The 25406-nt window shown below is 74.1% G+C and carries 24 protein-coding genes; 11 read left to right on the forward strand and 13 right to left on the reverse strand.

Going from position 1 to position 25406, the window contains the following annotated elements:
• Positions 1-57: 57 nt before the first annotated feature.
• A complete protein-coding gene (locus ACWIZO_RS15775; protein ID WP_448638594.1) occupies positions 58-1344 on the reverse strand; it encodes an MFS transporter in 1287 nt (428 codons plus the stop codon).
• A gap of 24 nt (positions 1345-1368) precedes the next feature.
• Here ACWIZO_RS15775 and ACWIZO_RS15780 point away from each other — a divergent pair, with 24 nt between their 5' ends.
• Entirely contained in the window at positions 1369-1980 is a 612-nt protein-coding gene (locus ACWIZO_RS15780; RefSeq protein ID WP_448638595.1) for a TetR/AcrR family transcriptional regulator, read from the forward strand.
• Positions 1981-2095: 115 nt separating this feature from the next.
• On the forward strand, positions 2096-3499 hold the full coding sequence (locus ACWIZO_RS15785; protein ID WP_448638596.1) for a threonine/serine ThrE exporter family protein: 1404 nt from the start codon (positions 2096-2098) through the stop codon (positions 3497-3499).
• 21 nt (positions 3500-3520) lie between these two features.
• Here the strand turns inward: ACWIZO_RS15785 and ACWIZO_RS15790 are convergent, their stop codons facing one another.
• Both ACWIZO_RS15790 and ACWIZO_RS15795 read right to left on the reverse strand, forming a co-directional pair.
• Positions 3521-5047 (reverse strand): amino acid permease, encoded by a 1527-nt coding sequence (locus ACWIZO_RS15790; RefSeq protein WP_448638597.1) that lies wholly within the window; start codon positions 5045-5047, stop codon positions 3521-3523.
• A 118-nt stretch (positions 5048-5165) separates the two neighbouring features.
• Positions 5166-5687, reverse strand: coding sequence for an Lrp/AsnC family transcriptional regulator (locus ACWIZO_RS15795; protein WP_448638598.1), 522 nt, complete (start codon positions 5685-5687; stop codon positions 5166-5168).
• Between the two features lie 164 nt (positions 5688-5851).
• Between ACWIZO_RS15795 and hppD the strand changes: the two genes are divergently transcribed.
• On the forward strand, positions 5852-7057 hold the full coding sequence (gene hppD, locus ACWIZO_RS15800; protein WP_448638599.1) for a 4-hydroxyphenylpyruvate dioxygenase: 1206 nt from the start codon (positions 5852-5854) through the stop codon (positions 7055-7057).
• Positions 7058-7064: 7 nt separating this feature from the next.
• Here hppD and fahA read toward each other — a convergent pair whose 3' ends face one another.
• The 4 genes from fahA to ACWIZO_RS15820 are packed head-to-tail and all read right to left on the reverse strand — an operon-like array spanning position 7065 to position 12052.
• Entirely contained in the window at positions 7065-8258 is a 1194-nt protein-coding gene (gene fahA, locus ACWIZO_RS15805; protein WP_448638600.1) for a fumarylacetoacetase, read from the reverse strand.
• Positions 8255-9460, reverse strand: a complete 1206-nt coding sequence (locus ACWIZO_RS15810) for a cupin domain-containing protein (RefSeq protein WP_448638601.1) — start codon at positions 9458-9460, stop codon at positions 8255-8257. Before ACWIZO_RS15810 ends, fahA begins: the two co-directional genes overlap by 4 nt.
• A gap of 16 nt (positions 9461-9476) precedes the next feature.
• On the reverse strand, positions 9477-11084 hold the full coding sequence (locus tag ACWIZO_RS15815) for an FAD-dependent monooxygenase (protein WP_448638602.1): 1608 nt from the start codon (positions 11082-11084) through the stop codon (positions 9477-9479).
• Positions 11081-12052 (reverse strand): MBL fold metallo-hydrolase, encoded by a 972-nt coding sequence (locus ACWIZO_RS15820; RefSeq protein ID WP_448638603.1) that lies wholly within the window; start codon positions 12050-12052, stop codon positions 11081-11083. The genes ACWIZO_RS15815 and ACWIZO_RS15820 overlap by 4 nt, the downstream gene beginning before the upstream one ends.
• A gap of 137 nt (positions 12053-12189) precedes the next feature.
• Here ACWIZO_RS15820 and ACWIZO_RS15825 point away from each other — a divergent pair, with 137 nt between their 5' ends.
• Positions 12190-12948, forward strand: coding sequence for an SDR family oxidoreductase (locus ACWIZO_RS15825; protein ID WP_448638604.1), 759 nt, complete (start codon positions 12190-12192; stop codon positions 12946-12948).
• A gap of 5 nt (positions 12949-12953) precedes the next feature.
• Positions 12954-13757, forward strand: coding sequence for a hydroxypyruvate isomerase family protein (locus tag ACWIZO_RS15830; protein ID WP_448638605.1), 804 nt, complete (start codon positions 12954-12956; stop codon positions 13755-13757).
• Positions 13758-13770: 13 nt separating this feature from the next.
• On the opposite strand, the gene ACWIZO_RS15835 is transcribed toward ACWIZO_RS15830, so the two are convergent.
• Together ACWIZO_RS15835 and ACWIZO_RS15840 are read right to left on the reverse strand one after the other, a co-directional pair.
• Positions 13771-14640 carry a phosphotransferase gene (locus tag ACWIZO_RS15835; protein ID WP_448638606.1) on the reverse strand — a complete coding sequence of 290 codons (870 nt, stop codon included), beginning with the start codon at positions 14638-14640 and terminating at the stop codon, positions 13771-13773.
• Positions 14637-15605 carry a sugar-binding transcriptional regulator gene (locus ACWIZO_RS15840; RefSeq protein WP_448638607.1) on the reverse strand — a complete coding sequence of 323 codons (969 nt, stop codon included), beginning with the start codon at positions 15603-15605 and terminating at the stop codon, positions 14637-14639. Before ACWIZO_RS15840 ends, ACWIZO_RS15835 begins: the two co-directional genes overlap by 4 nt.
• Positions 15606-15765: 160 nt before the next feature.
• Here ACWIZO_RS15840 and ACWIZO_RS15845 point away from each other — a divergent pair, with 160 nt between their 5' ends.
• The 6 genes from ACWIZO_RS15845 (at position 15766) to ACWIZO_RS15870 (ending at position 22766) form a co-directional block, all read left to right on the forward strand.
• Positions 15766-17130, forward strand: coding sequence for an ABC transporter substrate-binding protein (locus ACWIZO_RS15845; protein ID WP_448638608.1), 1365 nt, complete (start codon positions 15766-15768; stop codon positions 17128-17130).
• A 70-nt stretch (positions 17131-17200) separates the two neighbouring features.
• Positions 17201-18172 (forward strand): carbohydrate ABC transporter permease, encoded by a 972-nt coding sequence (locus ACWIZO_RS15850; protein ID WP_448638609.1) that lies wholly within the window; start codon positions 17201-17203, stop codon positions 18170-18172.
• Positions 18169-19062, forward strand: coding sequence for a carbohydrate ABC transporter permease (locus ACWIZO_RS15855; RefSeq protein WP_446759644.1), 894 nt, complete (start codon positions 18169-18171; stop codon positions 19060-19062). Before ACWIZO_RS15850 ends, ACWIZO_RS15855 begins: the two co-directional genes overlap by 4 nt.
• Positions 19059-20120 carry an NAD(P)-dependent alcohol dehydrogenase gene (locus ACWIZO_RS15860; protein WP_448638610.1) on the forward strand — a complete coding sequence of 354 codons (1062 nt, stop codon included), beginning with the start codon at positions 19059-19061 and terminating at the stop codon, positions 20118-20120. Before ACWIZO_RS15855 ends, ACWIZO_RS15860 begins: the two co-directional genes overlap by 4 nt.
• 30 nt (positions 20121-20150) lie before the next feature.
• The gene (locus ACWIZO_RS15865) at positions 20151-21263 is read left to right on the forward strand and encodes an ABC transporter ATP-binding protein (RefSeq protein WP_448638611.1); all 1113 of its coding nucleotides are present in this window, start codon (positions 20151-20153) and stop codon (positions 21261-21263) included.
• A gap of 18 nt (positions 21264-21281) precedes the next feature.
• Positions 21282-22766 carry a mannitol dehydrogenase family protein gene (locus ACWIZO_RS15870; RefSeq protein ID WP_448638612.1) on the forward strand — a complete coding sequence of 495 codons (1485 nt, stop codon included), beginning with the start codon at positions 21282-21284 and terminating at the stop codon, positions 22764-22766.
• A gap of 181 nt (positions 22767-22947) precedes the next feature.
• Here the strand turns inward: ACWIZO_RS15870 and ACWIZO_RS15875 are convergent, their stop codons facing one another.
• From ACWIZO_RS15875 to ACWIZO_RS15890, 4 genes are all read right to left on the reverse strand, one after another.
• Positions 22948-23316: a type II toxin-antitoxin system VapC family toxin gene (locus ACWIZO_RS15875; protein WP_448638613.1), complete on the reverse strand. Its 369-nt coding sequence runs from the start codon at positions 23314-23316 to the stop codon at positions 22948-22950.
• On the reverse strand, positions 23313-23570 hold the full coding sequence (locus tag ACWIZO_RS15880; RefSeq protein ID WP_448638614.1) for a type II toxin-antitoxin system Phd/YefM family antitoxin: 258 nt from the start codon (positions 23568-23570) through the stop codon (positions 23313-23315). Before ACWIZO_RS15880 ends, ACWIZO_RS15875 begins: the two co-directional genes overlap by 4 nt.
• Positions 23571-23891: 321 nt before the next feature.
• Positions 23892-24662, reverse strand: a complete 771-nt coding sequence (locus ACWIZO_RS15885; protein WP_448638615.1) for a hypothetical protein — start codon at positions 24660-24662, stop codon at positions 23892-23894.
• Positions 24663-24790: 128 nt separating this feature from the next.
• On the reverse strand, positions 24791-25372 hold the full coding sequence (locus ACWIZO_RS15890; RefSeq protein WP_448638616.1) for a hypothetical protein: 582 nt from the start codon (positions 25370-25372) through the stop codon (positions 24791-24793).
• Positions 25373-25406 lie beyond the last annotated feature (34 nt).

Genomic DNA, 25406 nt, shown 5'->3' on the forward strand with positions numbered 1-25406 from the left:
GCGGCTGGACAGCCTCCCGCACGTCCGGTGCCGCCGTGGCGCCGAGCTGCGCGCCGGTCAGCGCGGCGGACCGGGACAGGAGGGGCGGCCGTGTCGACGGAGCGGTGGCCGGGTCAGGTCCTCGGTCGCTGGGCGCGGACGCGGAAGGACGTGCCTGACGGCGGGCACCCCGCGGGGATCGCGGGGGCCGGCCGGGGGCGGAGCCAGCGGTGGAGCGGTCACCGCGGCGGCGAGCAGGAGGCCGGCGGCGGCGAGGAACGCGGCCCGGGTGGTGGTGGCGTCGGCGAGGGCGCCGACGCCGAGCGCGCCGGCGGCCTGCCCGGCGGTCAGCGCGATGAACAGCAGCGCCGCCGCCCGGGCGGGTGAACCCGGCGTCAGCTGGGCGCCCCAGGCGATGAGCACGCCGCTCAGTGCCACGAAGCCGCATCCGAAGACCGCCAGCGCCGCCGCCGCGACGGGGGCGGACCCGGGGCGCCAGGACAGCAGCGTCGTACCGCCGGCGGTGACCCCGACGGAGACCACCCAGGCGGTTCCGAGCCCGGCCCGCTCGACCAGGCCGCCGCTGAGGCCGCCGAGGAGGGCGGCCGCACCCAGCAGGCACCACAGCACCCCAGTCGCCTGTGGACCGAGCCCGCTCTCGGTCACCAGGTCGCGCCCGAAGGTCCACACGGCCGCCCCGCCGGCCCCGGCCAGCAGGCTCGCGGCCAGCGGGCGGGCGTGCCGCAGCAGCCGGCCCCCAGGGTCCGGTGGCTCCGGGGCGGCGGCGGGAGAGGGCCACGTGGCGGCGTGGTCGGCCCACCAGGTCGCGAGCAGCGCGCCGACGGCGTAGCCGAGCCATGCGCCGCGCCACTGCGCCGGCCAGGCGAGCACCACCAGGCCCCCGACGACCACGCCGGCCCCGGTACCGCTGTTGACCACGGCCTGGGCACGAGCCCCCACGGACGGCGGCACGGTCGCGGCCACGGCGGCGACCAGCGCCGGTGTGGCGGCACCCGCTCCGGCTCCGGCGACCAGGACCCCGGCGGCCAGGACGGGTCCCGTCCACGAGGAGGCGACGACCACGGACCCGATGGCGGCGCTGCCGCCGGCGACCCACAGCGCCTGCCGCGCCCGGCCGCGGGCCACGAGTCGCACGCCGAGGACCGCGGCGACGCAGTAGGCGAGGTAGCTCCCCGCGGCGATCGCACCGGCGGACCCGGTCGACAGCCCCAGGTCGGACCGGAACCGCGGCAGGTGCAGGCCGAACCCGTACCGGGCCAGGCCGTAGGTGACCGCGATGACCAGCAGTCCCGGGACCACGAGCGCGCCGCCCCGGCCGACCGGGGACCGTAACGGTCGTTTCACCATAACGATCGTTACAGTAGTGGGATGTCTCCTGCTGCCGCCAGCCGACCGGCCCGGGAACGTCTGCTCGACACCGCCGGCGAGCTCTTCTACGAGTCCGGGATCGCCGCGACCGGGGTGGACGCCGTCCTGGCCCGCGCGCACGTGTCGCCGGCCACGATGTACGCCCACTTCTCCGGCAAGGACGCGCTCGTCGCGGCCTACCTCGAACGCCGCTTCCGACGCTGGCAGCAGACCTGGGACGACGTCCTGGCGGAGCCGGCCGGTCCGGTCGACCGGCTCCTGTCGGTGTTCGACGCCGTCTCCCGCTTCCGGGCGGTCCAGCAGAACCGTCGCGGGTGCGCCTTCCTCGCCGCGGCGACCGAACTGCCACCGGACCACCCGGGCCACCGGTGGCTCGTCGCCGACTCGCGTCTCCTGGCCGACCGGCTGCACCAGCTGGCCGAGGCGGCCGGTGCAGCCGACCCCACCGACGTCGCCGACGGGCTGCTCGGCCTCTACGACGGCGCCCTCGCCCGACTGGCCCGTCAGGCGACCACCCCGGGGCTCGACACGGGGGACCCCGTGCAGCGCGCCCGGGAGATGGCGGCGGACTGGCTGGTGCGCCGGGTGGCTCGGCCGGCCGCGTCGGGCTGAGCGATCGGACCCCCTGCCGGTCCGCACGGGCCGCGCCCGTGCCTGTCACCGATGCCACAGCGACGCTCCCCGCCGGACGCCGGGGAGGCCGGCTGCGCGCCCCTAGCCTGGTGGTGTGCTCCCCGTCAACCGGTCCCCCCAGTCCCGGTACGCCCGCCTGCCGGACCGGGCCCGGCGGGTGATCTCGGGTTTCCAGCCCCCCACCGCACCCATCGGCCTGCGCGCCCAGCGCGGCGGGGTGGACGACGCCACCGCGCACGCGGCGCTCGGGCTGGCCCTGCGCATCGGGGAGTCGATGCTCGCCGTCGGGGCCCCGGCGGCCGACGTGACCGCCACGGTCCTGCGCGTGGCGGCCGCCTACGGGCTGGCCAGCTGCCAGGTCGACGTCACGTTCAGCACCCTGGTCGTCAGCCACGACCGGGAGGGCGCGCTGCCGCTCACCGCGATGCGCACCGTGCGCACCGGGGGCATGGACTACACCCGCCTGCAGGGGATCACCGACCTGGCGCGGGCGGTCGCGGCGGACCACCTGGACATCGAGGACGCCCACCGCCGCCTCGACCACGTCGTGTCGGCCCCGCACCCCTACCGCCGCGGCATCCACGCGCTGGGCTGGTCGGGCGTGGCCGGGTCCATCGCCTTCCTGTTCGGCGGCGGCTGGCTGGTGGCCCTGGTCGCCGCGCTCACCACGGCCTCGATCGAGCAGATGATGCGCGCCCTCGACCGGCGCGGGCTGCCGATGTTCTTCCAGCAGGCCGCCGGCGCCGCGGTGGTGACCGGCGTGGCCGTCCTGCTCGCCGTCTGGCACGTCGACGTCCCGAGCTCGCTGGTCGTCGCCGCGGGGATCGTGGTGCTCCTCGCCGGCCTGTCCCTCGTCGGCGCGGCCCAGGACGCGATCACCGGCTTCCCGGTCACCGCCGGAGCGCGCTCCTTCGAGGTGCTCACCCTGACGGCCGGCATCGTCGTCGGCATCGGCGGCGTGCTGGACCTGGCCCGGCGGGCGGGGCTCCCGCTGGCCGTCGCCGACCCCTCGCCGTCCCCGGTGCCCTCCGCCGTCGCCCTGGCCGCCGCGGCCGGGATCGCCGGCTGCTGGGCGCTCGCGTCGCACGCCCGCCCGCGCGCCGTCGGCATCGCCACCGTGGCCGGCGCGCTGGCCTGGGCGACGTCCTCGGCGGCCGGCGCGCTCGGTGCGGGTCCGGCGGTAGCGGCCGCGGCCGCCGCCGTCGTCGTCGGGTTCTGCGGGGAGTCCCTGACCGAGCGGCTGCAGATCCCGCCCCTGCTGGTCGCGGTCTGCGGCATCGTGCCGCTGCTGCCCGGGCTGGCGATCTACCGGGGCCTGTACGCGATCGTCGTGGACGCCGACGTCCTCGGCGGGCTCGGCGCGCTCGTCGGCGCCGCGGCGGTCGGGCTCGGGCTCGCCGCCGGGATCGGGCTGGGGGAGCACCTCGGCCGGCCGCTCGGCGGCGGGCGCGACCGGTTCGACCGCCGCGTCCGCCGCCGGGCGACGACCGGCGACTGAGGCCGGCCTCGCCCGGGCCGGTCAGGGGCCCTCGGTGGGGTAGCCCTCCTCGTCCATGCGCCGGATGACCCGGGGGTCGAGCCGTCCCTCGCCCACGGCGGCGTCGACCTCGGTGTCCACGACCGCGCCGTGCTCGTGCATCCACCGGTCGGCGCGCTGCTCGGCGGCCACGCCGTCCTGCGTGAGGTGGGCGTCGCCGATCACCCTGCGCCGGACGGCGTAGGCCACGAGCACGAGCGCCCAGGCGAGCAGGCTGAGCAGGAGCTGCGACCGCGTATCCGCCCGGACGAACATCTGCACGAGGATCGCGAGGATGGCGGCCGCCGTGAGCAGGGTGAGGACCGGGTAGAGCCACATCTTCACCCGCAGCCGCTCCGGCGGGATGGTCGGCCGCATCCGCAGCTGCGAGAGGGTGATCAGCAGGTAGACGAACAGGATGATCGCGCCGGAGGAGTTGAGCAGGAACAGGAAGACCGTGTCCGGGGAGACGTAGGCGGCGATCACGCAGAGGAACCCGATGACCGAGGACGAGAGGATCGCCCAGGCGGGCACCCCGCGCTTGCTGATCGACAGCATCCGGCCGGGGGCCTCGTGCCGGGCAGCCAGCACGAACAGCATCCGCGAGGCGGTGTAGAGGCCGGAGTTCAGGCACGACAGGACCGCGGTCAGCACGACCGCGTTCATGATGTCGGCCGCCGCCGGGATCCCCATCTGCGCCATGGCGGCCACGTAGGGCGACTCCCCGAGCTCCGTGGAGTTCCAGGGGAGGATCGTGGCCAGCAGGAAGATCGAGCCCACGAAGAAGATCGAGATGCGGAAGACGACGGAGTTCGTCGCCTTGACGATGCCGCGTTCGGGCTCGTCGGACTCCGCGGCGGCGATCGTGGCGATCTCCGCGCCCACCATCGAGAAGATCACGATGACGATGCCGCCGAACAGCGCGCCGACCCCGTTGGGGAAGAACCCGCCGTGCGCGGTGAGGTTGGAGAAGTCCAGGTCGCGGTTCGGCCACAGCCCCAGGACGTAGAGCGTCCCGAGGCCGATGAAGACCATGATCGTGGCGACCTTCACGCCGGCGAACCAGTACTCGAACTCCCCGTAGGAGGCCACCGAGAACAGGTTGGTCGCGGTCATGAGCAGCATGAGGACCAGCGCCATGAGCCACAGCGGGACGCCGGGCAGCCAGCGCTGCAGGATCCCGGCCCCGGCCACGGCCTCGAAGCCGACGACGATGACCCAGAAGTACCAGTACAGCCAGCCCACGCTGAAGCCGGCCCAGCCGCCGAGCGACTGGCGGGCGTAGTCGGCGAACGACCCCGTCGAGGGGTTGGCCACCGCCATCTCGCCGAGCATCCGCATGACCATGACGATCAGGACGCCGGTGATGGCGTAGGTGAGGAAGGCGGCCGGGCCGACCTCCCCGATGATGGCGCCCGAGCCGACGAACAGGCCCGCGCCGATGACGCCCCCGATCGCGATCATCGTCAGGTGCCGCTGCTTGAGGCCCTTCTGGAGGTCGCCGCCGTCGGCGGCTGGACCGTGCGCCATGTCCGTTCCTCTCGTCTGGGACCAGGTGTCCGGTGGAGGGCTCGGCGGGGGCAGCGCTCTTCTCGGCTGCGGGCAGCATCTTTCTGCGGCAGCCGCCGGACCGCCAACCGGAGAGCGGTCAGGGCCGGGAGGGCGGCCGAGACACGCCCGACCGGCCGACCCCGGGCGCGGCCCCGGCCTCCAGCAGCGGGCGAGTCCGCCAGGGCACCAGCTCCGACAGCGCGACGACGCTGGTCGAGCGCACCACCGCCGGGGAGCGGTTGAGGTCGACCAGGACCTGCTGCAGCTCCTCGTGGGAGCCTGCGGCCACCCGGCACAGCACGTCCCCCCGGCCGGTGGTGGCGTGCGCCTCCAGGACGGCGGGGATGGCGGCCAGGTCGTGCCGCACCTCGTCGATGGCCCCCTGCGCGATCTCCAGGGTCACGAACGCCTGGACGCCGAAGCCGGCCGCCGCGACGTCGACCCGCGGCCCGTACCCGGTGACGACGCCGCCGTCCTCGAGGCGCCGCAGCCGCGCCGACACGGTGCCGCGGGCGACGCCGGTGACCCGCGACAGCTCCAGGTCCCCGGCGCGGGGGTGGTCCTCGAGCGCGGCGAGCAGCGCCACGTCGAGCGCGTCGAGCCCGGTCCGGTCGGCCATCGCCGTCCTCCTGCCGTCGGCGTCCCGGTGTGCAGTCTGCACAGTCCAGGGTGTTGCTGCACGCCCGGGCTGCGCAGCTCGTCCAGCGATCGCGATACCGCTTGCCCAGGTGTCGGGGCCGGGTGTGCGGTGGGCACCGCACCGTTCCGAGAGGGGAGAGGGCCGTGGGCCTCGAGCAGGTTCTCGACGACGAGGAGCGCCTCGCGCAACTGGACGCCGGCCAGCTGCGGCAGCTGGTCGGGCTGGTCGAGTACGACGCCTCGACCGACCCGTTCCCGGTCACCGGCTGGGACGCGCTGGTGTGGGTGGTCGGCAACGCCACCCAGACCACGCACTTCCTGCAGTCGGCGCTCGGCATGGAGCTGGTCGCCTACTCCGGGCCGGAGACCGGCAACCGCGACTCCGTCTCCTTCGTGCTGCGGTCCGGGGCGGCCCGGTTCGTCGTCACCGGCGCCTGCAACCCGGCCAGCCCGCTGGCCGACCACCACCGCCGGCACGGCGACGGCGTCGTCGACATCGCCCTGTCCGTGCCCGACGTCGACCGCTGCGTCGCGCACGCGCGGACCGTGGGCGCCACCGTGCTCGCCGAGCCGCACGACCTCACCGACGAGCACGGCACCGTCCGCCTCGCCGCGATCGCCGCCTACGGCGACACCCAGCACACGCTGGTCGACCGTTCCCGCTACACCGGCCCGTACCTGCCCGGCCACGTCGCGCGGACGTCGTCCCACCGGCCTCGGCCGGGCCGGCCGCGGCGGCTGTTCCAGGCCGTCGACCACGTCGTCGGCAACGTGCAGCTCGGCGCCATGGACACCTGGGTGGACTTCTACAACCGCGTCATGGGCTTCACCAACATGGCCGAGTTCGTCGGCGAGGACATCGCCACCGAGTACTCGGCGCTGATGAGCAAGGTCGTCGCCAACGGCAACCACCGGGTCAAGTTCCCGCTCAACGAGCCGGCCGTGGGGAAGAAGCGCTCGCAGATCGACGAGTTCCTCGACTTCTACGGCGGCCCGGGCGTGCAGCACGTCGCCCTGGCCACCGGCGACATCGTGGGCACCGTGGACGCCATGCGGGCCGAGGGGTTGGAGTTCCTCGCCACGCCGGACTCCTACTACGAGGACCCCGCGCTGCGGGCGCGCATCGGCACGGTGCGGGTGCCGATCGAGCAGCTGCAGAGCCGCGGCATCCTGGTCGACCGCGACGAGGACGGCTACCTGCTGCAGATCTTCACCAAGCCCGTCGGCGACCGGCCGACCGTCTTCTTCGAGCTCATCGAGCGGCACGGCTCGCTGGGCTTCGGCAAGGGCAACTTCAAGGCGCTGTTCGAGGCGATCGAGCGCGAGCAGGCCCGCCGCGGCAACGCCTGACCCGGCGTCAGGGCGCCGGCTCGACGCGGCCGGTGACCTCGCCGAGGGAGATGCGTCCACCGCCGGTGCCGGGTGCGGTGGCGCTGAGGGTGACGACGTCGCCGTCCTCGAGGAAGGTGCGGGTGGTGCCGTCGGCGAGGGTCAGGGGCTCCTGACCGTTCCAGGTGAGCTCGATGAGCGAGCCGCGCTGGCCGGGCGCCGGGCCGGAGACGGTGCCGGAGGCGAACAGGTCGCCGGTGCGCAGGGACGCGCCGTTGACGGTCGTGTGCGCCACCTGCTGGGCCGGCGTCCAGTACAGGAGGTCGGCCGGCGGGCAGGAGACGAGCTCGCCGTCGAGCCGCATCTCGATGCGGACGTCGAGCCCCCAGGGCTCGGCGTCGGTGTCGTCGAGGTAGGGCAGCAGCGGCACGCGCCGGGCGGGTGGGCGCACCCGGGCGGCCTCCAGCGCGGCCAGCGGCACCACCCACGGCGAGACCGAGGTGAGGAACGACTTGCCGAGGAAGGGGCCGAGCGGCACGTACTCCCAGGACTGGACATCCCGGGCCGACCAGTCGTTGACCAGGCAGACGCCGAAGACGTGGTCGGCGAAGTCGCTCAGCGGCACCGGGGTGCCCAGCTGCGACCCCACGCCGACGACGAAGCCGACCTCGGCCTCGACGTCCAGCCGCTGGGAGGGTCCGAAGGTGGGCGCGTCGTCGGTCGGCGACCTGCGCTGGCCGTTCGGCCGGACCACCGGCGTCCCCGACACCCGCACCGTGCCGGCGCGGCCGTGGTAGCCGATGGGCAGGTGCTCCCAGTTGGGTGTGAGCGGCTCGGAGTCCGGGCGGAACAGCCGCCCGAGGTTCTCCGCGTGGTGCCGCGAGCTGTAGAAGTCGACGTAGTCGGCGACCTCGACGGGCAGGTGCAGCGTCACCTCCGCCAGCGGCACCAGGTGCGGCTCGACGCGGCCGAGGTGCTGCTCGTCGGTGAGCCAGGTGGTCAGCTGCTCACGGAGGTCCGCCCACGCCCGCGGCCCGCGCGCCAGGAAGGCGTTGAGCGAGCCGGTGGCGTGCACGTCGTCGCCGGTGGCCGCGGCCAGGTCGAGGACGTGCCCGCCGATCGCGACACCGGTGCGCGGCGGCGTCCCCCGGGTGGAGAAGACGCCGTGGGGCAGGTTGTCCGGGCCGAAGCCGGTGTCCTCGGGCAGGTCGAGCCAGGTCACGCCGAGGGGCCCCGGCCCGACCAGGTCCAGGCGTAGCGCCCGTCGTCGGCGGCGATCCCGGCCTCGCCGAGGTCGAGCGGGCGGAAGGTGTCGACCATGACGGCGAGCTCGTCGAAGTACTCCGCGCCCAGGGACCGCTCCACCGCGCCCGGCTGCGGGCCGTGGGAGTGCCCGCCGGGGTGCACCGAGACCGAGCCCCTGCCGATGCCCGAGCCCTTGCGGGCCTCGTAGTCGCCGTCGACGTAGAACATGACCTCGTCGCTGTCGACGTTGGAGTGGTAGTAGGGCACCGGCACCGCCAGCGGGTGGTAGTCGACCTTCCGCGGCACGAAGTTGCAGATGACGAAGTTGCCGCCCTCGAACACCTGGTGCACCGGCGGCGGCTGGTGCACCCGGCCGGTGATCGGCTCGAAGTCGGCGACGTTGAAGGCGTAGGGGTGGAGGTGCCCGTCCCAGCCGACGACGTCGAAGGGGTGCTCGGGGACCACGTGGACGGTGCCGGCCAGCCCGCCGGGACCGGTGCCGCGGTGCTTGACGTGGACCTCGACGTGGCTGCCCTCGCCAAGCAGCGGCTCGGCCGGGCCGCGCAGGTCGCGCTCGCAGTAGGGTGCGTGCTCGAGGAACTGCCCGTACCTCGACAGGTAGCGCGTGGGCGGGGCGATGTGCGAGTTCGCCTCGATCGCGTAGGTGCGCAGCGGCTCGCCGCCGGTGGGGACCCACCGGTGGGTGGTGGTCCGCGGGATGACCACGTAGTCACCCCGGCCGACCTCCAGCGCGCCGAAGACGGTCTCCACCGTGGCGCTGCCGCGCTCGACGTACACGCACTCGTCGCCGACCGCGTTGCGGTAGTAGGGGCTGGTCAGGCTGCTGACGGCGTAGGAGATGCGGACGTCGGCGTTGCCGAGCACCAGCCGCCGGCCGGTCACCGGGTCGACCGCCTTGTGCTCCTCGCCGGGGAACAGGTCGTGCAGCTTCAGGTGCCGGGGCACCAGCGGCGCGTTCGGCGTCAGGGTCTGGTCGGGCAGCTCCCAGGGGCGGGCGTCGACGAGCGCCGACGGGACGCCGCGGTGGTAGAGCAGCGCGGAGTCCGAGGAGAAGCCCTCCTCGCCGACCAGCTCCTCGGAGTAGAGACCGCCGTCGGGACGGCGGAACTGGGTGTGCCGCTTGGGCGGGACCTCGCCCACCTGCCGGTAGAACGCCACGGGGGTGCCTCCTCGGTCATGCCGGGACGGGGATGGGGAGGGGGTGGCCGAGCAGCCGGGCCACCGCGGGGTCGACGTCGGCGGAGCGGGTCAGGACGGCGGCGACGTGGGCGTCGGGGCGCAGCACCCACAGCTCGTGGGGGCGGGCACCCAGGGCCTTGCGGAGCAGGCCGGTCGGGTCGAGGTCGCGCACGCGGTGCACCGCCCTCGGTGGTCCGCCGGCGGCGGGGGGCTCGGGCTCGGGCGCGTCGTCGCCGAGCAGGACGGTGACGCCCTCGCGTGCGAGCTGTCGCAGCCGGACGACGTCCGGCCGGCCGGGCACGGTGACCGGGCAGTCGGGCACCAGCACGCCGGGAGCCGGCACCGGCACGTCGCCCCGCGCCGGGCGGCCGGGGAACGCGCGCGTCGGGTCCGGGGTGGTCAGCGGGGAGTCGACGTACCAGAACGGCTCGGCCAGCCGGCCGGAGTCGACCTGCGCCCGGGCCGCGGGGTCGCCGGCCGCCCGCTCGAGGACGTCGAGGCGGTGGCGGGCCTCCGCCTCGGTGCGCGGGACGAGGAAGCGCATGGTCGCCGTGGTGACCTCGGCGTTCTCGAGCGCCGCGGCGTGCCGCTCGGCGTGGTAGCTCTCCAGCAGCTCCTCGGGCGCCCAGCCCCGCCGGACGAAGGCGATCTTCCACGCGGCGTTCTCGGCGTCCAGCACCCCGGAGTTCAGGCCGCGGGCGCCGAACGGGCTGACCAGGTGCGCGGCGTCGCCGGCGACCAGGACCTTCCCGACCCGCATGCGGTCGACCACCCGGGTGGAGAAGAGGTAGACCGACCTCCACACGACCTCGTGGGGGCGGTCGCCGATGACCTGGCGGATCCGCCGGTCGAGGCCGCCGGAGGCCTCCTCGGCGGCCAGGTCGAACTCCGGCGGCACCTGCCAGTCGATGCGGAAGGTCGAGTCCGGGCACGGGTGGATGAGGACCTGGCGGCCCGGGTTCCACGCCGGGTCGAAGTGGAACCGGCGCTCGGTCGCCCAGCCGGGCAGGTCGGTGCGGACGTCGCAGATGAGGAACCGGTCGTCGAAGGTCTCGCCCTCGAAGGCGAGCCCGAGGGCCGACCGCAGGGTGTCGCAGCGCGCCCCGGCGCAGGCGACGGCGGAGGAGCCGCGGACCACGACCTCGCCGTCCGCGGTCGTGCAGGTGAGCGTCACGCCGTCGTCGTCGCGGGCGAGGCCGGTTCCCAGACCGGTCACCCGATGTCCCCAGCGGACCTCGATCAGCGGCTCGGCGGCGATGCGCCGGTCGAGCAACCGCTCGGTCTCGCACTGCGAGATGTTGACGAACGGCGGGAACGGGGACCTCCCGCGGTCGGCGAAGCGGGAGCTGAACAGCTCCGCGTCGCGGTGGAAGGTGCGGGCGGTGGTCCAGGTGACCCCGCGTCGGGCGACCTCCGCGCCCACCCCGACGGCGTCCCAGACGTCGAGGACGTCGCGCTGCTGGCAGATGGACCGGCTGCCGACCGCGTCCCGCTCCGCGCGGGCCTCGAGCACGACGACGGGCAGGCCCCAGCGGGCCAGGAGCAGCGCGGTGGTCTGGCCGACCGGGCCGGCACCCACGACCAGCACGGGTGCGGTCGTCACGGTGCTCCTCCCTGCAGCTCGTGCCAGACCTGGCGGTCGCGCTCGGCGGTCCAGATCACGGGGCGCTCGACGCCGGAGAGCTCGTCCCACAACCGGGACACGTCGAAGGGCAGGCAGTGCTCGAAGATCGGCCAGGCGCCGTACTGCGGGGCCAGGGCGGCGTGGGTGGCGTCGAAGGCCTGCTTGAGGGTGCCGCCGGCGCGGTGCACGTCGCCGACGGTGCGCTGCATGGTGAGCAGGAAGTGGCGGGTCTGGGCGACGGCGGCGTCGACCTCGTCGCGGCCGCGGGCGATCCTCCCGCGGCCGCCGACCAGCTGCCGGGCGCCCAGGGCCTCGACCCGGTCGAGGGTGCCGCCGGCCCAGTCGAAGTGGAACGCGTCGCCGGTGTAGAGCGCGGCCTGGGACTCCACCAGGTCGCCGGCGAAGAGGATCTCCTGCTGGGGCAGCCAGGCGACGACGTCGCCCTCGGTGTGCCCGCGGCCGAGGAACTGCAGGACCAGCTCTCCCCGGTCGCCGCCGAGCTCGATGGTCAGCCTGTCGCGGAAGGTCAGGGTGGGCCAGGTCAGGCCGGGGATGGACTCGGGCTCCTCGAACAACCGCGGCATCCGGCCGTACTCGCTCTCCCAGTCCTGCCGGCCGCGCTCGGCGATCAGGTGCCTGGTCTGCTCGGAGCTCACGATCACCTCGGCGTCGAAGGCGCTCGCGCCCAGCACGCGGACGGCGTGGTAGTGGGACAGCACCAGGTAGCGCACCGGCTTGTCCGTGTGCTCCCGGAGCCTGGCCAGCCAGCGGCGGGCGGCGACCGGGGTGGCCAGCGCCTCGACGCAGACGAGGAAGTCCTCACCCTCGATGGCGCCGACGTTCGGGTCGCCCTCCGCGGTCAGCGCGTAGACGCCGTCGGCGAGCACCTCGAGGGTCTGCTCCTTGACGCCGAGGTCGGCGGAGGAGGCGAAGGGCTTGGTCGCCATGGGGAGGGCTCCCGATCGTCGCCGTCCGACAGTCGGACGCACTGTCCCGTGACCGGCTCCACGGTGCGCTGTCGTGGGGCACGGCACAAGGGGCGCCCGCGGTGGTCCCGGCGCCCGGCGCGGACCACGATGGCCCCGTGGACGACGTCGCCCCTGCCGCTCTCCGGACCGCGGCGGTGACCGGCGCCGGCTCCGGCCTCGGCCGCGCCATCGCCCGGGCGCTGCTGGCCGACGGCTGGTCGGTGGCGCTGCTGGGACGCCGGCGGGACGCGCTCGAGGAGACCGCCGACGGCGCCGCCGCCGCGCTCGTGCTGCCCGCCGACGTGGCCGACGAGGAGCAGGTGGACGCGGCGTTCGACGCGGTCCGCGACACCTGGGGCCGGCTGGACCTGCTGGTCAACAACGCCGGAACCTTCGGCCCCTCCGGTGAGGTCGACGAGGTCGCGCTCGCCGACTGGCGGGCGACCGTGGACGTCAACGTCACCGGCGTCTTCCTGTGCGCCCGCGCCGCGGTCCGGCTGATGAAGGCGCAGGACCCGCCGGGCGGGCGGATCGTCAACAACGGGTCGATCTCGGCGCACGTGCCGCGGCCGGCCAGCGTCGCCTACACCGCCACCAAGCACGCGGTCACCGGGCTGACGAAGGCCGTCGCGCTGGACGGCCGCGCGCACCGGATCGCCTGCGGGCAGATCGACATCGGCAACGCCGCCACCGAGATGACCGGCGGGATCGCCACCGGTGCCCGCCAGGCCGACGGGTCGGTCCGCCCCGAGCCCACCTTCGACCCCGCGCACGTCGCCGACGCGGTGGTGCAGATGGCCCGGCTGCCGCTCGACGTCAGCGTCCCGTTCACCACGATGCTGGCCACCGGCATGCCCTACCTCGGGCGCGGCTGAGCCCGGTGCGCGTCGCCGTCAACACCTCGATCCTCTTCGGCGACCTGCCGCTGGAGCGCCGGCCGGCCGCCGCCCGGGCGGCCGGGTTCACCGCGGTCGAGTCGTGGTGGCCCTTCAACGCCGTCGTCCCCGGCGACCGGGAGGTCGAGGCGTTCGTCCGGTCGGTCGAGGACGCCGGGGTGCGGCTGGTCGCGCTCAACTTCCCGGCCGGCGCGATGGCCGACGGCGAGCGCGGGCTGGTGTCGGTGCCCGGGCGGGAGGCGCAGTGGCGCGACGCCGTCGCGGCGACCGTCGGCGTCGGGGAGCGGCTGGGCACGCGGCTGTTCAACGCGCTCTACGGCAACCGGGTGGCCGGCGCCGACCCGGCCGCGCAGGACGCGCTGGCCGACGAGCACCTGGCGCTGGCGGGACGGGCGGCGGCGCGGATCGGCGGCACCGTGCTGATCGAGCCGCTCAGCGCGGCACCCCGCTACCCGCTGCGGACGGCGGAGGACGCGCTCGCCGTCGTCGACCGGGTGGCGGCGCAGACCGGGGTCACCGCGCTCGGCCTGCTGCTGGACCTCTACCACGTCGCGGTCAACGGCGAGGACCTCGACCGGGTGGTCGAGGTCGCCGGGCCGCGGGCCGCGCACGTGCAGGTCGCCGACGCGCCCGGCCGGGGCGCGCCGGGCACCGGGGAGCTCGACCTGGCGCGGCACCTGCGCCGGCTGGAGGAGGTCGGCTACGCCGGCTGGGTGGCGCTGGAGCACGTGCCCGGGGACGGCGACCCGTTCGCCTGGCTGCCCCGTGAGCAGCGAGCGGCGGACTGACCGCGTCGCCGGCTCACCGGCACTCGGTGCACCGCACCGCGGCGCCCGGCCCACCGTCCGGGAGGCCGTGCAGCGCACCGGCCAGCAGCGCGGCGCTGTCCCGGTACCACCGGCGGGTCTCGGCCGCGCGCCGGCGCGCCCCGCCGGACCAGTAGTCGGAGAAGGCCGCGTGGCCGTTCGCGGCCGCGGTGCCGACGATGTCGTAGGACCAGTCGTGGTTGCGCCGGACCGCGGACAGCAGGCGGTGCCGCTCGGCGGCGGGCAGCCCGTAGCTGTCGACGAACAGCCGCATGCGGGTCAGCGCGCGGCCGCGCCGGGCGTCGGAGACGAAGCGGTCGGGCCGCAGCGGCGCCCACAGCCGCGCGGCGCCGGCGACGTCCCAGACCCGGCAGCCGGGACTGGCGAGGTCGAAGTCGATGAGGGCGACGGCCCGCCCGTCGCGGAACACCACGTTGTCCAGGTTGACGTCGTTGTGGCTGACCAGGTCCCCGGCGAACGGCGGGGGAGGGGACGCCGGCCAGCGGTGCGGTGCGGGGTCGAAGCCCTCCGCGGCCGCGTGGTACTCGCGGAGCAGGTGCGCCACGCTGACCAGCGCCTCGTCGGTGAGGGCCCAGGGCGGGTAGGGGGGTGTGACGGCGGTGCCGGGGACGTAGGAGAGGACCTCGCGCCCGTCGTCGTCGACGCCGAGGAAGCGCGGTGCCCCCGGGAAGCCCACCTCGGCCAGGTGGCCGAGCAGCGCCCGGGTGGCCGCGCTGGTCGCCCGCCACGGCCGCCGGACGGTGTCGCCGATCCGCACGACCTGCCCGCGGTTGGCCGTCCCGCCGACCAGGACCTCGGGCGCGCCGTCCTCGGGCACGGACTCCCCCTCCACCGGTGCGGTCACCCGGCGCCGGGGCCCCCGTCGTCCTCGAGGACCCGCTGCGCGAGCGCGGTGTGGGTCACGATGCCACCGACCAGGCCGCTGCGGAGGGCGGCGCGGACGGCGCGCGCCTTGGCCGTGCCGTACGGGATGACGATGACCTCGGGGATCGCCCGCAGCTCGTCGGCGCCGATGCCGATCATGCGCTCGGACAGCTCCGCCCGGACCGGCTCGCCCTCGGCGGACAGGAAGACGCCCGACACGTCCGCGCAGACCCCGAGCCCGCGCAGCGCCTCGCGGTCGTCGTCGGACACGGCGTCGTAGAGGGTCGACTGGCCCGGCGCCCACAGGCCCACCCCGGCGACCGCCCTGGTCACCAGGGGCAGCTGGGCGAGCGCGCTGGCGACCTCCGGCTGCTGCCGCAGCGCCGCAGCGGTCGCGGCGTCCGGGACGGTGAACGGCGCGTAGAAGACGTGCGCCGCACCGCCGGAGGCCCGGGCCACCCCCCGCACGACCTCCACCGAGGTGTCGGGGCCGCCGGGCAGCGACAGCACCCCGGTGAGCTGCACGACCGGCGTCCCGGGCAGCGGGGGGAGCGCCTGCGCCATCGCGCTGACCGCGCGTGCCCACGCGAGGCCGAGCACGTCGTCGGCGGTGACCACCTCGGCGAGCAGCCCGGCCGCGGCCCGGCCGAGGTGGCCGCGCAGGGACGCGGCGTCGTCGTCGGGGGTGTCGACGACGACGGCGTGCTGCAGGGCGTAGCGGTCGCGCAGCCGCACCGACAGGTCGACGTCGATCTCGCCCTGGTGCCGGATCTCGATGCGGACCAGCCCGCTCGCCCGCGCGGCGTCGAGGAGGCGGGCGACCTTGAACCGGCTCAGCCCGAACTCGTCGGCGATCTCGACCTTGGACCGCCCGTCGAGGTAGTAGCGGCGGGCGACCGAGGCGCTGAGCACGATCCCCGCGGGTCCGGTGCGGTCGACGGCCATCACTCTCTCCTGCTCGTGCGAGCACCCCCGCGCTCACTGTCGCACAGCGGCTTGACGGATCGTCCACCTCGCGTGAGACTCACGCCACACCCAAATGAGTGACAGGTCGCTCATCTGAGCGGATCGCTCATGTCCCGGGCCGATGCGAGAGGACCGGACCTTGCGCAGACACGGACGAGCCGCCCTGGCCGCCACGACGGCGGCGGTGCTGGTGGGCGGACTGACCGGGTGCGCCGGCTGGGGCGGCGGCCCCGGCGGCGGCGGACCGGACACCATCAACGTGCTCATGGTCAACAACCCGCAGATGGTCGACCTGCAGCAGCTCACCGCCGAGCACTTCACCGCGGAGACCGGCATCAGGGTCAACTACACGGTGCTGCCGGAGAACGACGTCCGGGACAAGATCAGCCAGGAGTTCTCCAGCCAGGCGGGGCAGTACGACGTCGCCACGCTGAGCAACTTCGAGATCCCCATCTACGCCCGCAGCGAGTGGATCGCCCCGCTCGACGAGTACGTCGACGCCGATCCCGAGTTCGACCAGGACGACGTCCTCGGCCCGCTGACGGCCTCGCTGTCCGACGACGGCCGGCTCTACGGCGAGCCGTTCTACGGCGAGTCGTCGTTCCTGATGTACCGCCGGGACGTCCTGGAGGCCGCCGGCATCCAGATGCCGGCGAACCCCACGTGGCAGGAGGTCGCCGACATCGCGGCGGCCGTCGACGGCGCGGAGCCCGGCATGGCCGGCATCTGCCTGCGCGGCCAGCCCGGGTGGGGGCAGCTGTTCGCCCCGCTGACCACCGTGGTGAACACCTTCGGCGGCACCTGGTTCACCGAGGACTGGCAGGCCCAGGTCGACAGCCCGGAGTTCCGCGCGGCCACGCAGTTCTACGTGGACCTCGTCCGCGAGCACGGCGAGGTCGGCGCCCCCCAGGCCGGCTTCACCGAGTGCCTCAACAACGTCATCCAGGGCAACGCCGCGATGTGGTACGACGCCACCTCGGCGGCCGGGTCGCTGGAGGCCGAGGACTCCCCGGTGCGAGGCCTCATGGGCTACGCGCCGGCCCCGGTGGTCGAGACCGACAGCTCCGGCTGGCTCTACGCCTGGTCGTGGGCCATCCAGCAGGCCAGCGCCAAGAAGGACGCCGCGTGGCAGTTCGTCTCCTGGGCCTCCAGCGCGGAGTACGAGCAGCTGGTCGGCGACGAGCTCGGCTGGTCGCGCGTCCCCGCCGGCAAGCGGGCGTCGACGTACGACAACCCGGACTACCTCGCCGAGGCCTCGGCGTTCGCCCAGCCCACGCTGGCCGCCATCCAGGCCGCCGATCCGAACGACCCGGGGGTGCAGCCCCGCCCGGCGCCCGGGATCCAGTTCATCGACATCCCGGAGTTCCCCGACCTCGGCACGCAGGTCTCCCAGGACGTCAGCTCCGCGATCGCCGGCCAGATGACCGTCGACGAGGCGCTGGAACGAGGCCAGCAGCTCGCCGAGGACGTCGCCGAGCGCTACCAGGAGAGGGAGTCGGGATGAGCGCGGACGAGACCACCCGGACCTGCGCGCCCGAGCGCCCCGGACCGACCCCGGAAGCGGAGGAGCGGCCATGAGCACGACCATCGAGCGCGGGCGCGACGACGTCGGGACACGACCGCCGCCACCGCCGCCGTCCGGCGGGGCTCTGCGGCGCACCTCGGACTGGGCCCGGCGGGCACCGCTGCTGCCGGCGCTGCTCTTCACGATCGTCGTGACGCAGCTGCCGTTCGTCGTCACGCTGATCGTCTCGTTCATGGACTGGAACGCCTACTACCCCGACGAGCGCGGGTTCACCGGCTTCAGCAACTACGCGAGCGTGCTGACCGACGTGAACATGCGCCAGGCGATCCTCACCACGGTGATCCTCACGGTGGTCGTCGTCCTGGTCAGCCTGGTGCTGGGCATGGTCATCGCCCTGCTGCTGGACCGTCAGTTCCGCGGCCGGGGCGTGGTGCGCACCCTGATGATCACGCCGTTCCTCGTCGTCCCAGTGGCCGCGGCGCTGCTGTGGAAGCACGCCCTGTTCAACCCCGAGTACGGGCTGCTCAACGGCACGCTGAACGCCGTCTGGCGGCTGTTCGGCTCGGACAGCGCGCCGCAGCCGGACTGGATCACCACGGCGCCGCTGGTCTCGGTGGAGATCGCCCTCATCTGGCAGTGGACGCCGTTCATGATGCTGATCCTGCTGGCCGGGCTGCAGAGCCGGCCGCTGGACGTCATCGAGGCCGCGCGCATCGACGGCGCCAGCACCTGGCAGATCTTCCGGTACATGACCTTCCCGCACCTGCGCCGCTACCTGGAGCTGGGCGCCCTGCTGGGGTCGATCTACATCGTGCAGAACTTCGACGCCGTCTTCACGATCACCTCGGGCGGCCTGGGCACGGCCAACCTCCCGTACGTCATCTACCAGACCTTCTACCAGGCGCACGACTACGGCCGGGCGTCCGCCGCCGGCGTCGTCGTCGTCATCGGCACGATCGTCATCGCCACCCTGGCGCTGCGGACGGTGTCGACCCTGTTCCAGGAGGAGAACGCGCGATGAGCTCCGTCACCGACGTGGGACCGGTCGCCGCCACCCGCACGCCCGAGGGCGAGCCCCGTGCGCCGCGCAAGCCGCGCAGCGGAGCCCTGCTCGGGCTGCTCGCCTGGCTCATCGGGATCCTGTTCGTCATCCCGGTCCTCTGGATGATCCTGACGTCGTTCCACAGCGAGGAGGCCGCGGCCACCAACCCGCCGTCGCTGTTCGCCCCGCTGACCCTCAGCGGTTACAAGGAGTTCTTCGGGATCGGGACCGGGGCCAACCCGTGGCCGTCGCTGGCCAACTCGCTGACCGCCAGCGTCGTCTCGACGGTCATCGTGCTGCTGCTCGCCATCCCGGCGGCCTACGCGCTGTCGATCAGGCCGGTGCGCAAGTGGACCGACGTCATGTTCTTCTTCCTGTCCACCCGCATGCTGCCGATCGTGGCCGGGCTGCTGCCGATCTACCTGTTCGCGCAGTGGAGCGGGCTGCTGGACAACATCTGGCTGCTCATCGTCCTGTACACGGCGATGAACCTGCCGATCGCGGTGTGGATGATGCGCTCGTTCCTCGCCGAGGTGCCGGTGGAGATCCTCGAGGCGGCGTCGATGGACGGCGCGGGGCTGCTGCTGACGCTGCGCTCGGTGGTGGCGCCCATCGTGCTGCCGGGCATCGCGGCGACCTCGCTGATCTGCTTCATCTTCAGCTGGAACGAGCTGCTGCTGGCCCGGACCCTCACCGGCACCGTCGCCCAGACCGCGCCGGTGTACCTGACCGGGTTCGTCACCAGCCAGGGCCTCTTCCTCGCCCAGGTGTGCGCCGCGGCCTTCGTGGTGTCGCTGCCGGTGCTCATCGCCGGCTTCGCCGCCCAGGACAAGCTGGTGCAGGGCCTGTCGCTGGGCGCGGTGAAGTGACCGCCGCGACGGCCGACGCCCCGGTTCCCCCGGTCGCCCCGTCGATGCGGGTCGCGGTGCTGCGCGGGGCCGGCGACGTCGCCGTCGAGGAGCGCCCCGTGCCCGAGCCGGGGCCGGGCGAGGTCGTCGTCCGGGTGTCCTCGGTCGGGGTGTGCGGGTCGGACACCCACTACTACGAGCACGGGCGCATCGGCCGCTTCGTCGTCGAGGAGCCGCTCGTGCTCGGGCACGAGGCCGCCGGCGAGGTGGCCGCCGTCGGCCCGGGGGTGCCCGCGGCACGCGTCGGCCAGCGGGTGTCGGTCGAGCCCGGGGTGCCCGACCTGACCTGCCCGCAGTGCCTGGCCGGCCGGTACAACCTCTGCCCGGGCATGCGGTTCTTCGCGACCCCGCCGATCGACGGCGCGTTCGCCGAGTACGTCGTCGTGCACGCCGCCTTCGCCCACCCGGTGCCCGACGGCATGAGCGACGACGCCGCCGCGCTGCTCGAGCCGCTCTCGGTCGGCATCTGGGCGTGCCGGCGCGGCGGGGTGAGCGCCGGCTCCCGGGTGCTCGTCGTCGGCGCCGGCCCGATCGGGCTGGTGAGCGTGCAGGCCGCGCTGGCGTTCGGGGCCACCGAGGTGGTCGTCTCCGACGTCAACCCCGCCCGGCTGGCCCTGGCCCGCGACCTCGGCGCCACCGGGGTGGTCGACGCGCGCACCGCGAGCGTCACCGACCTCGACCGCCCGCCCGGCGTGCTGCTGGAGTGCTCGGGCCACCCGGCGGCCATCGGCCAGGGCATCCGCGCGCTCGACCGGGCCGGCCGCGCCGTCCTCGTCGGCATGGGCGGTGACGAGGTGCCGCTGCCGCTGTCGGTCGTGCAGGAGCGCGAGCTGGAGGTCACCGGCACCTTCCGCTACGCCGGCACCTGGCCGACGGCGATCGCGCTCGTCGCCGCCGGCCGCGTCGACCTCGACCGCCTGGTCACCGGCACCTACGGCCTGGACCGGGCCGAGGACGCCCTCACCGCCGGCCGCCGTGACCCCGACTCGGTGAAGGTCGTCGTCCACCCCCGGTCCTGACCCCCTCCCGACCACAGCGAGGAGAGACCCATGGCCTCCGTCACCTACGACGCCGCCAGCCGCATCTACCCCGGCGCCGACCGCCCCGCCGTCGACTCCCTGGACCTGCAGATCGCCGACGGCGAGTTCCTCGTCCTGGTCGGCCCGTCGGGCTGCGGGAAGTCGACCAGCCTGCGGATGCTCGCCGGGCTGGAGGACATCGACCGCGGCGCGATCCGCATCGGCGACCGCGACGTCACGCACCTGAAGTCCAAGGACCGCGACATCGCGATGGTCTTCCAGAGCTACGCGCTCTACCCGCACATGACCGTCGCGGACAACATGGGCTTCGCGCTGAAGATCGCCGGGCGCAGCAAGGAGGAGATCGCCACCCGGGTGCGGGAGGCGGCGAAGATCCTCGACCTGGAGGAGTTCCTCGACCGCAAGCCCAAGGCCCTCTCCGGCGGCCAGCGCCAGCGGGTGGCCATGGGCCGGGCCATCGTGCGCGACCCGCAGGTGTTCCTCATGGACGAGCCGCTGTCCAACCTCGACGCCAAGCTGCGGGTGCAGACCCGCACCCAGATCGCGGCCCTGCAGCGCCGCCTCGGGACGACGACCGTCTACGTCACCCACGACCAGGTCGAGGCCATGACGATGGGCGACCGGGTGGCCGTGCTGCGGGCCGGCGTCCTGGAGCAGTGCGACACCCCGCTGCGGCTCTACCAGCAGCCGGCCAACGTCTTCGTCGCCGGGTTCATCGGCTCGCCGGGCATGAACCTCGCGGAGTTCCGGCTCGCCGAGGGGCACGCGGTGCTCGGGCAGGCCCGCATCCCGGTGCCGACCGCGGCGCTGACCGCGCTGTCGGCGGAGGGCGCGAGCTCGGTGGTCGCCGGCTTCCGCCCGGAGTCGGTCGACCTGGTCGCGCCGGGTGAGCCCGGCGCCTTCCCGGTCGACGTGGACGTGGTCGAGGAGCTGGGCTCCGACGCCTTCCTGCACGGGCGGCTGTCCGACCTGCCCGCGGGCTCGGGCCCGCTGAGCGACAGCATCATCGCGCGGGTCGACCCGAACCGGCCGCCGGCGAAGGGCGAGCGGGTGCACCTGCGGATCCAGCCGGGCCGGGAGCACCTCTTCTCGCCGTCCACCGGCCGGCGTCTGCCCGCCTGAGTCCCCCCGGAGACCGCCGTGACGAAGCTCGACGCCGCCGCCCTGCCCGCCCTCGCCGGCTCGGTGCCGGTGCCGACGTACGACCGGTCGCGGGTGCGGGCCGGGATCGTGCACCTCGGGGTGGGCGCGTTCCACCGCTCGCACCAGGCCCTCTACGTCGACCGGCTGCTGGAGCAGGGGACGGCGCAGGAGTGGGGCATCTGCGGGGTCGGCGTGCTCCCGTCCGACCGCGCGATGGCCGAGGCGATGGCCGCGCAGGACTGCCTGTACACGCTGGTGGTCAAGCACGCCGACGGCACGTTCGAGCCGCGGGTGGTGGGCTCGATCGTGGAGTACCTGCTCGCGCCCGACGACCCCGAGGCCGTCGTGGAGAAGCTGGCGGCCCCCGAGACGCGGATCGTGTCGCTGACGGTGACCGAGGGCGGCTACAACTTCTCCGCCGTCACCGGGGAGTTCGACGCCGACGACCCCGACGTCATCAGCGACCTGCAGCCCGGGGCGGCCCTGCGGACGACGTTCGGCCTGGTCACCGAGGCGCTGGTGCGCCGGCGCGAGCGCGGGGTGGGGCCGTTCACCGTCGTGTCCTGCGACAACATCCAGCACAACGGCGACGTCGCGCGGCGCAGCTTCGCCGCCTTCGCCCGGCTGCGCGACCCCGCGCTCGGCGAGTGGGTCGCCGCCGAGGTGCCCTTCCCGAACTCGATGGTCGACCGGATCACCCCCGCGACCACCGACGACGACCGCGCCGAGGTCGCCCGGCGGTTCGGGATCGAGGACCGCTGGCCGGTGGTGTGCGAGCCGTTCACGCAGTGGGTGCTGGAGGACCGCTTCGCCCTCGGCCGGCCGCCGCTGGAGGACGCGGGGGTGCAGATCGTCGAGGACGTCGAGCCCTACGAGCGGATGAAGCTGCGGCTGCTCAACTCCGGCCACCAGGCGCTGGCCTACCTCGGCTCCCTGGTCGGCTACCGGCTGGTGCACGAGGCGGCGCAGGATCCGCTGTTCCGGCGGCTGCTGCTCGACTACATGGTGGAGGAGGCGACGCCGACCCTGCTGCCGGTGCCCGGGATCGACCTCGACGCCTACCGCCACGAGCTGATCGAGCGCTTCGCCAACCCGGCGATCCGCGACACCCTGGCGCGGCTGGCGTTCGACGGCTCCGAGCGGCTGCCCAAGTGGCTGCTGCCGGTCGTGCGGGACAACCTGGCCGCCGGCGGGGAGGTCCGCCGCTCGGCCGCGGTGGTCGCCGGCTGGGCGCGCTACTCGGAGGGCGTGGACGACGAGGGCCGGCCGCTGGAGATCAATGACCGCCGCAAGGACCGCCTCGCGGCCAGTGCGCGGCGGCAGCGGGAGGAGCCGCTGGCGTTCCTCGCCGACCGCGAGCTCTTCGGCGACCTGGTCGACGACGAGCGGTTCACCACCTCCTACCTGGCGACGCTGGCGTCCCTGCACGAGCGGGGGGCGCGGGCGACGCTGGAGGAGCTGGTGGGCACCGCCGCCCACTGAGGGCCCGCTGCTGCCCGCGGGATCCTGGTGAGCACCGTCCGCGTGCACGCGACGCGTCGTCGACGCGCGTGTTGTCGTGCACGCACCCGGTGATCAACCGCTCGGTCAGCTGCTCAGGCGATCAGGAGGCCGCGACGTCGACGACCGCCAGACCGGCCTCGTGCCAGGCGTCCAGCAGCTCCTAGTCTCCAGCGGTGGCCACCACGCCCGAGTCGGCGTGCTGGAGGGCGGCCGCACAGTGCACCGCGTCGTACCCCCGCAGGCGGTGGACGGCGGCCAGGTCTGCCGCGGTGTGGATGAGCGTCGTGTCGACGGGGAGCGCGATCAGCTGGTCCCACAACTCGTGCAGCCGTCCCAGGCTCTCGCGGTGCTGCACGCTGGACACGCGGTTCATCCGCTCGGCGCGGGCGAGAGCCGCAGCTGCCTCCACGAGGGTGAGCTCCACGGTCAGGACCGTGTCCGACTCGTCCCAGACGTCCCGGCAGCGTGCGCTGGTGGGTTCAGCGACCAGGAGCGGGACGAGCGCCGACGTGTCGAGGTAGGCGATCACCGACGCTGTTCGGCGACGAGATCGGACACCGTGCCGCTCACGTCAAGCGGCGTGGGAGCCGGTCGCTTCGCCGTCCGGGGCGGCTGGACCACGCCATCGGCGATGAGGCGCTCCAGCGTCGTGGGCCGGTCGACCGGCACGATCCGGGCGACCGGTCGACCGTGGTCGGTCACGGTGATCGTCCCTCCTCCGCGCACGGAGGACAGGTGACGGCTCAGGCCGTCCCGCAGTTCGCGGATCCCGATCCAGCTCATCCTCGACCTCCTGCGGTGGCTACTTCCTCGACCTACAGAGTAGCCACATCAGTCATCCGGGACCTCCGCGGTCTGGAAGTCGTCCCTCACGGCTCCATGCGGTCGACGGTGGGGACTGCGGACGAACCGTCGGCCCGGTCGACGTGCGGGGCGAGCACGGAGGGGTGGGCGCCCGCGGGATCTCAACCATCGCGTTGAGCCCAGGGCCATCAGTGGCGAGGTCGTGTCGAGGCCGGGATGGAGGACACCGGTCGGCTCGGCGGCCGTCAGGACCGTCCACCACAGACGCGGGACGATGCCGCAACGGACTCGCGAGGAGGGTCAGTCGTAGGGGTTCGTGAGGACGGCTGATGCCTCGACGACGCCGAAGGTGACCGGCGGGCCCTCGGTCGTGGTGGTGCCCGGGACGTCGGCCGGGGCGCTGCCGTCGACGGTGAACGTCGCACCCCAGGTGACAGTGAGGCTCGCGGTGTAGGTGCCCGAGCGGTACAGGTGCTCGGCGGCCTGGTCGGGATAGGGGCCGCCGGGCTCGGTGCTGGTGAGCGTGGGCGCCGCGGGGTCGCCGGTATGCCACGTGTACTGCTGGGCCTCGGCCGCGATGACGACGGTGAAGCCGCGGATGTCGACGGTGAACGTCTGCGTGGTCGGGGAGTCGGTCCAGAAGACGACCGGCAGCCCGGACAGGCCGTCACCCGGCGGCGCGTGCTCGGCGGTCAGCTGGGGGAGGGGCAGCCGCTCGAAGTAGCTGAACACCTCGGCCGGCGACGGCGGCGGGTTGAGTGCCGTGATGTCGATGCACCCCGTGCGGACGTCGGTCCACTCCCCGAGCAGATCTCCCGGGTTGAACCCCGCAGGGACCGGGACGACCGCGGTGCCGTCGGGACGGACCACCGGGCGCTGCTGAACGGTCAGGTACCGGACTGCGCGCCCGGGCTCCACCGGACAGGCCTGGAAGTCGATTCCCGAGCAGGCGCCCAGGCGCTCGTCGGACAACACGCAGGGATCGCGGAGGCGCCAGAGGTAGTCGACGACCTCGGCACCACGGGCACCGACGACCTCGGTGACGCCGCCGCCCGAGAACTCCGTTGTCACGGCTCCGTCACCGAGCCCTGTTTCGGGACACTTGCGGTACCCGCAGTCCGCAGCGGCCTCCGTAACTGCAATCACGGTGAATGCGACAAGCACCAGCAAGCACAGCGAGCAGCGACCCAATGCCCGGGTCATCCGTACCCAAAGCTGGTGACGATCCACGAGCGGTGCATGGGCGACCAGACGAGATTGATGCCGCCGGCAACGTTAGGTGCGACTTCCTGCCCCTCGTCGATCGGATCTCCATGGTCGTCCACCCGTTGGACGGCTTCCTCCCGGATGCCGAAGCTGATGTACGCAGTCTCACCATTCATGACTGGTGACGGGACGTCGTTGAGCGTTAGCTCGCCGCCCTCGTACTTGTAGCCAGCGGCCGCGGTCTCGTCGTAGACCCGGGCGATCCGCTGGCACTCATCGCAGTCGGGCCCCAGGTCACGCAGCGGCTGGCCTGCCGGGATGGCCTGCTGCCGGTCGAGCAGGTCGATCCAGTAACGGAGGAAGGCCTCGGCGCCGGCGGCGTCCTGGGTGCGGGCCTCGGGCGGCACGGGGAAGTCGGCCGGGCCGACGACCGGCAGCGCTTCGGTGGTCGGCGCCGCGGTGGCCGACGGCAGGGTCTGGCTCGGCGTCTCGTCGCCGCCGCCGCAGCCGGTGAGCAGCGTCCCCAGTGCGACGGCCGCTGCCGTGAGCCGGATCCGTCCCCCGTGATCACGCACGGCCGGACGATAGCCAGAGGAGGGCCGTCCACGT

Source organism: Geodermatophilus sp. URMC 63 (assembly GCF_053502565.1).

Excerpts from the sequence above, each read along its gene's own strand:
- ACWIZO_RS15780 (WP_448638595.1), top strand. The coding sequence starts at position 1,369 with ATGTCTCCTGCTGCCGCCAGCCGACCGGCCCGGGAACGTCTGCTCGAC.
- ACWIZO_RS15790 (WP_448638597.1), bottom strand. The coding sequence starts at position 5,047 with ATGGCGCACGGTCCAGCCGCCGACGGCGGCGACCTCCAGAAGGGCCTC.
- ACWIZO_RS15795 (WP_448638598.1), bottom strand. The coding sequence starts at position 5,687 with ATGGCCGACCGGACCGGGCTCGACGCGCTCGACGTGGCGCTGCTCGCC.
- ACWIZO_RS15820 (WP_448638603.1), bottom strand. The coding sequence starts at position 12,052 with ATGGCGACCAAGCCCTTCGCCTCCTCCGCCGACCTCGGCGTCAAGGAG.
- ACWIZO_RS15840 (WP_448638607.1), bottom strand. The coding sequence starts at position 15,605 with ATGGCCGTCGACCGCACCGGACCCGCGGGGATCGTGCTCAGCGCCTCG.
- ACWIZO_RS15850 (WP_448638609.1), top strand. The coding sequence starts at position 17,201 with ATGAGCACGACCATCGAGCGCGGGCGCGACGACGTCGGGACACGACCG.
- ACWIZO_RS15855 (WP_446759644.1), top strand. The coding sequence starts at position 18,169 with ATGAGCTCCGTCACCGACGTGGGACCGGTCGCCGCCACCCGCACGCCC.
- ACWIZO_RS15865 (WP_448638611.1), top strand. The coding sequence starts at position 20,151 with ATGGCCTCCGTCACCTACGACGCCGCCAGCCGCATCTACCCCGGCGCC.
- ACWIZO_RS15880 (WP_448638614.1), bottom strand. The coding sequence starts at position 23,570 with ATGAGCTGGATCGGGATCCGCGAACTGCGGGACGGCCTGAGCCGTCAC.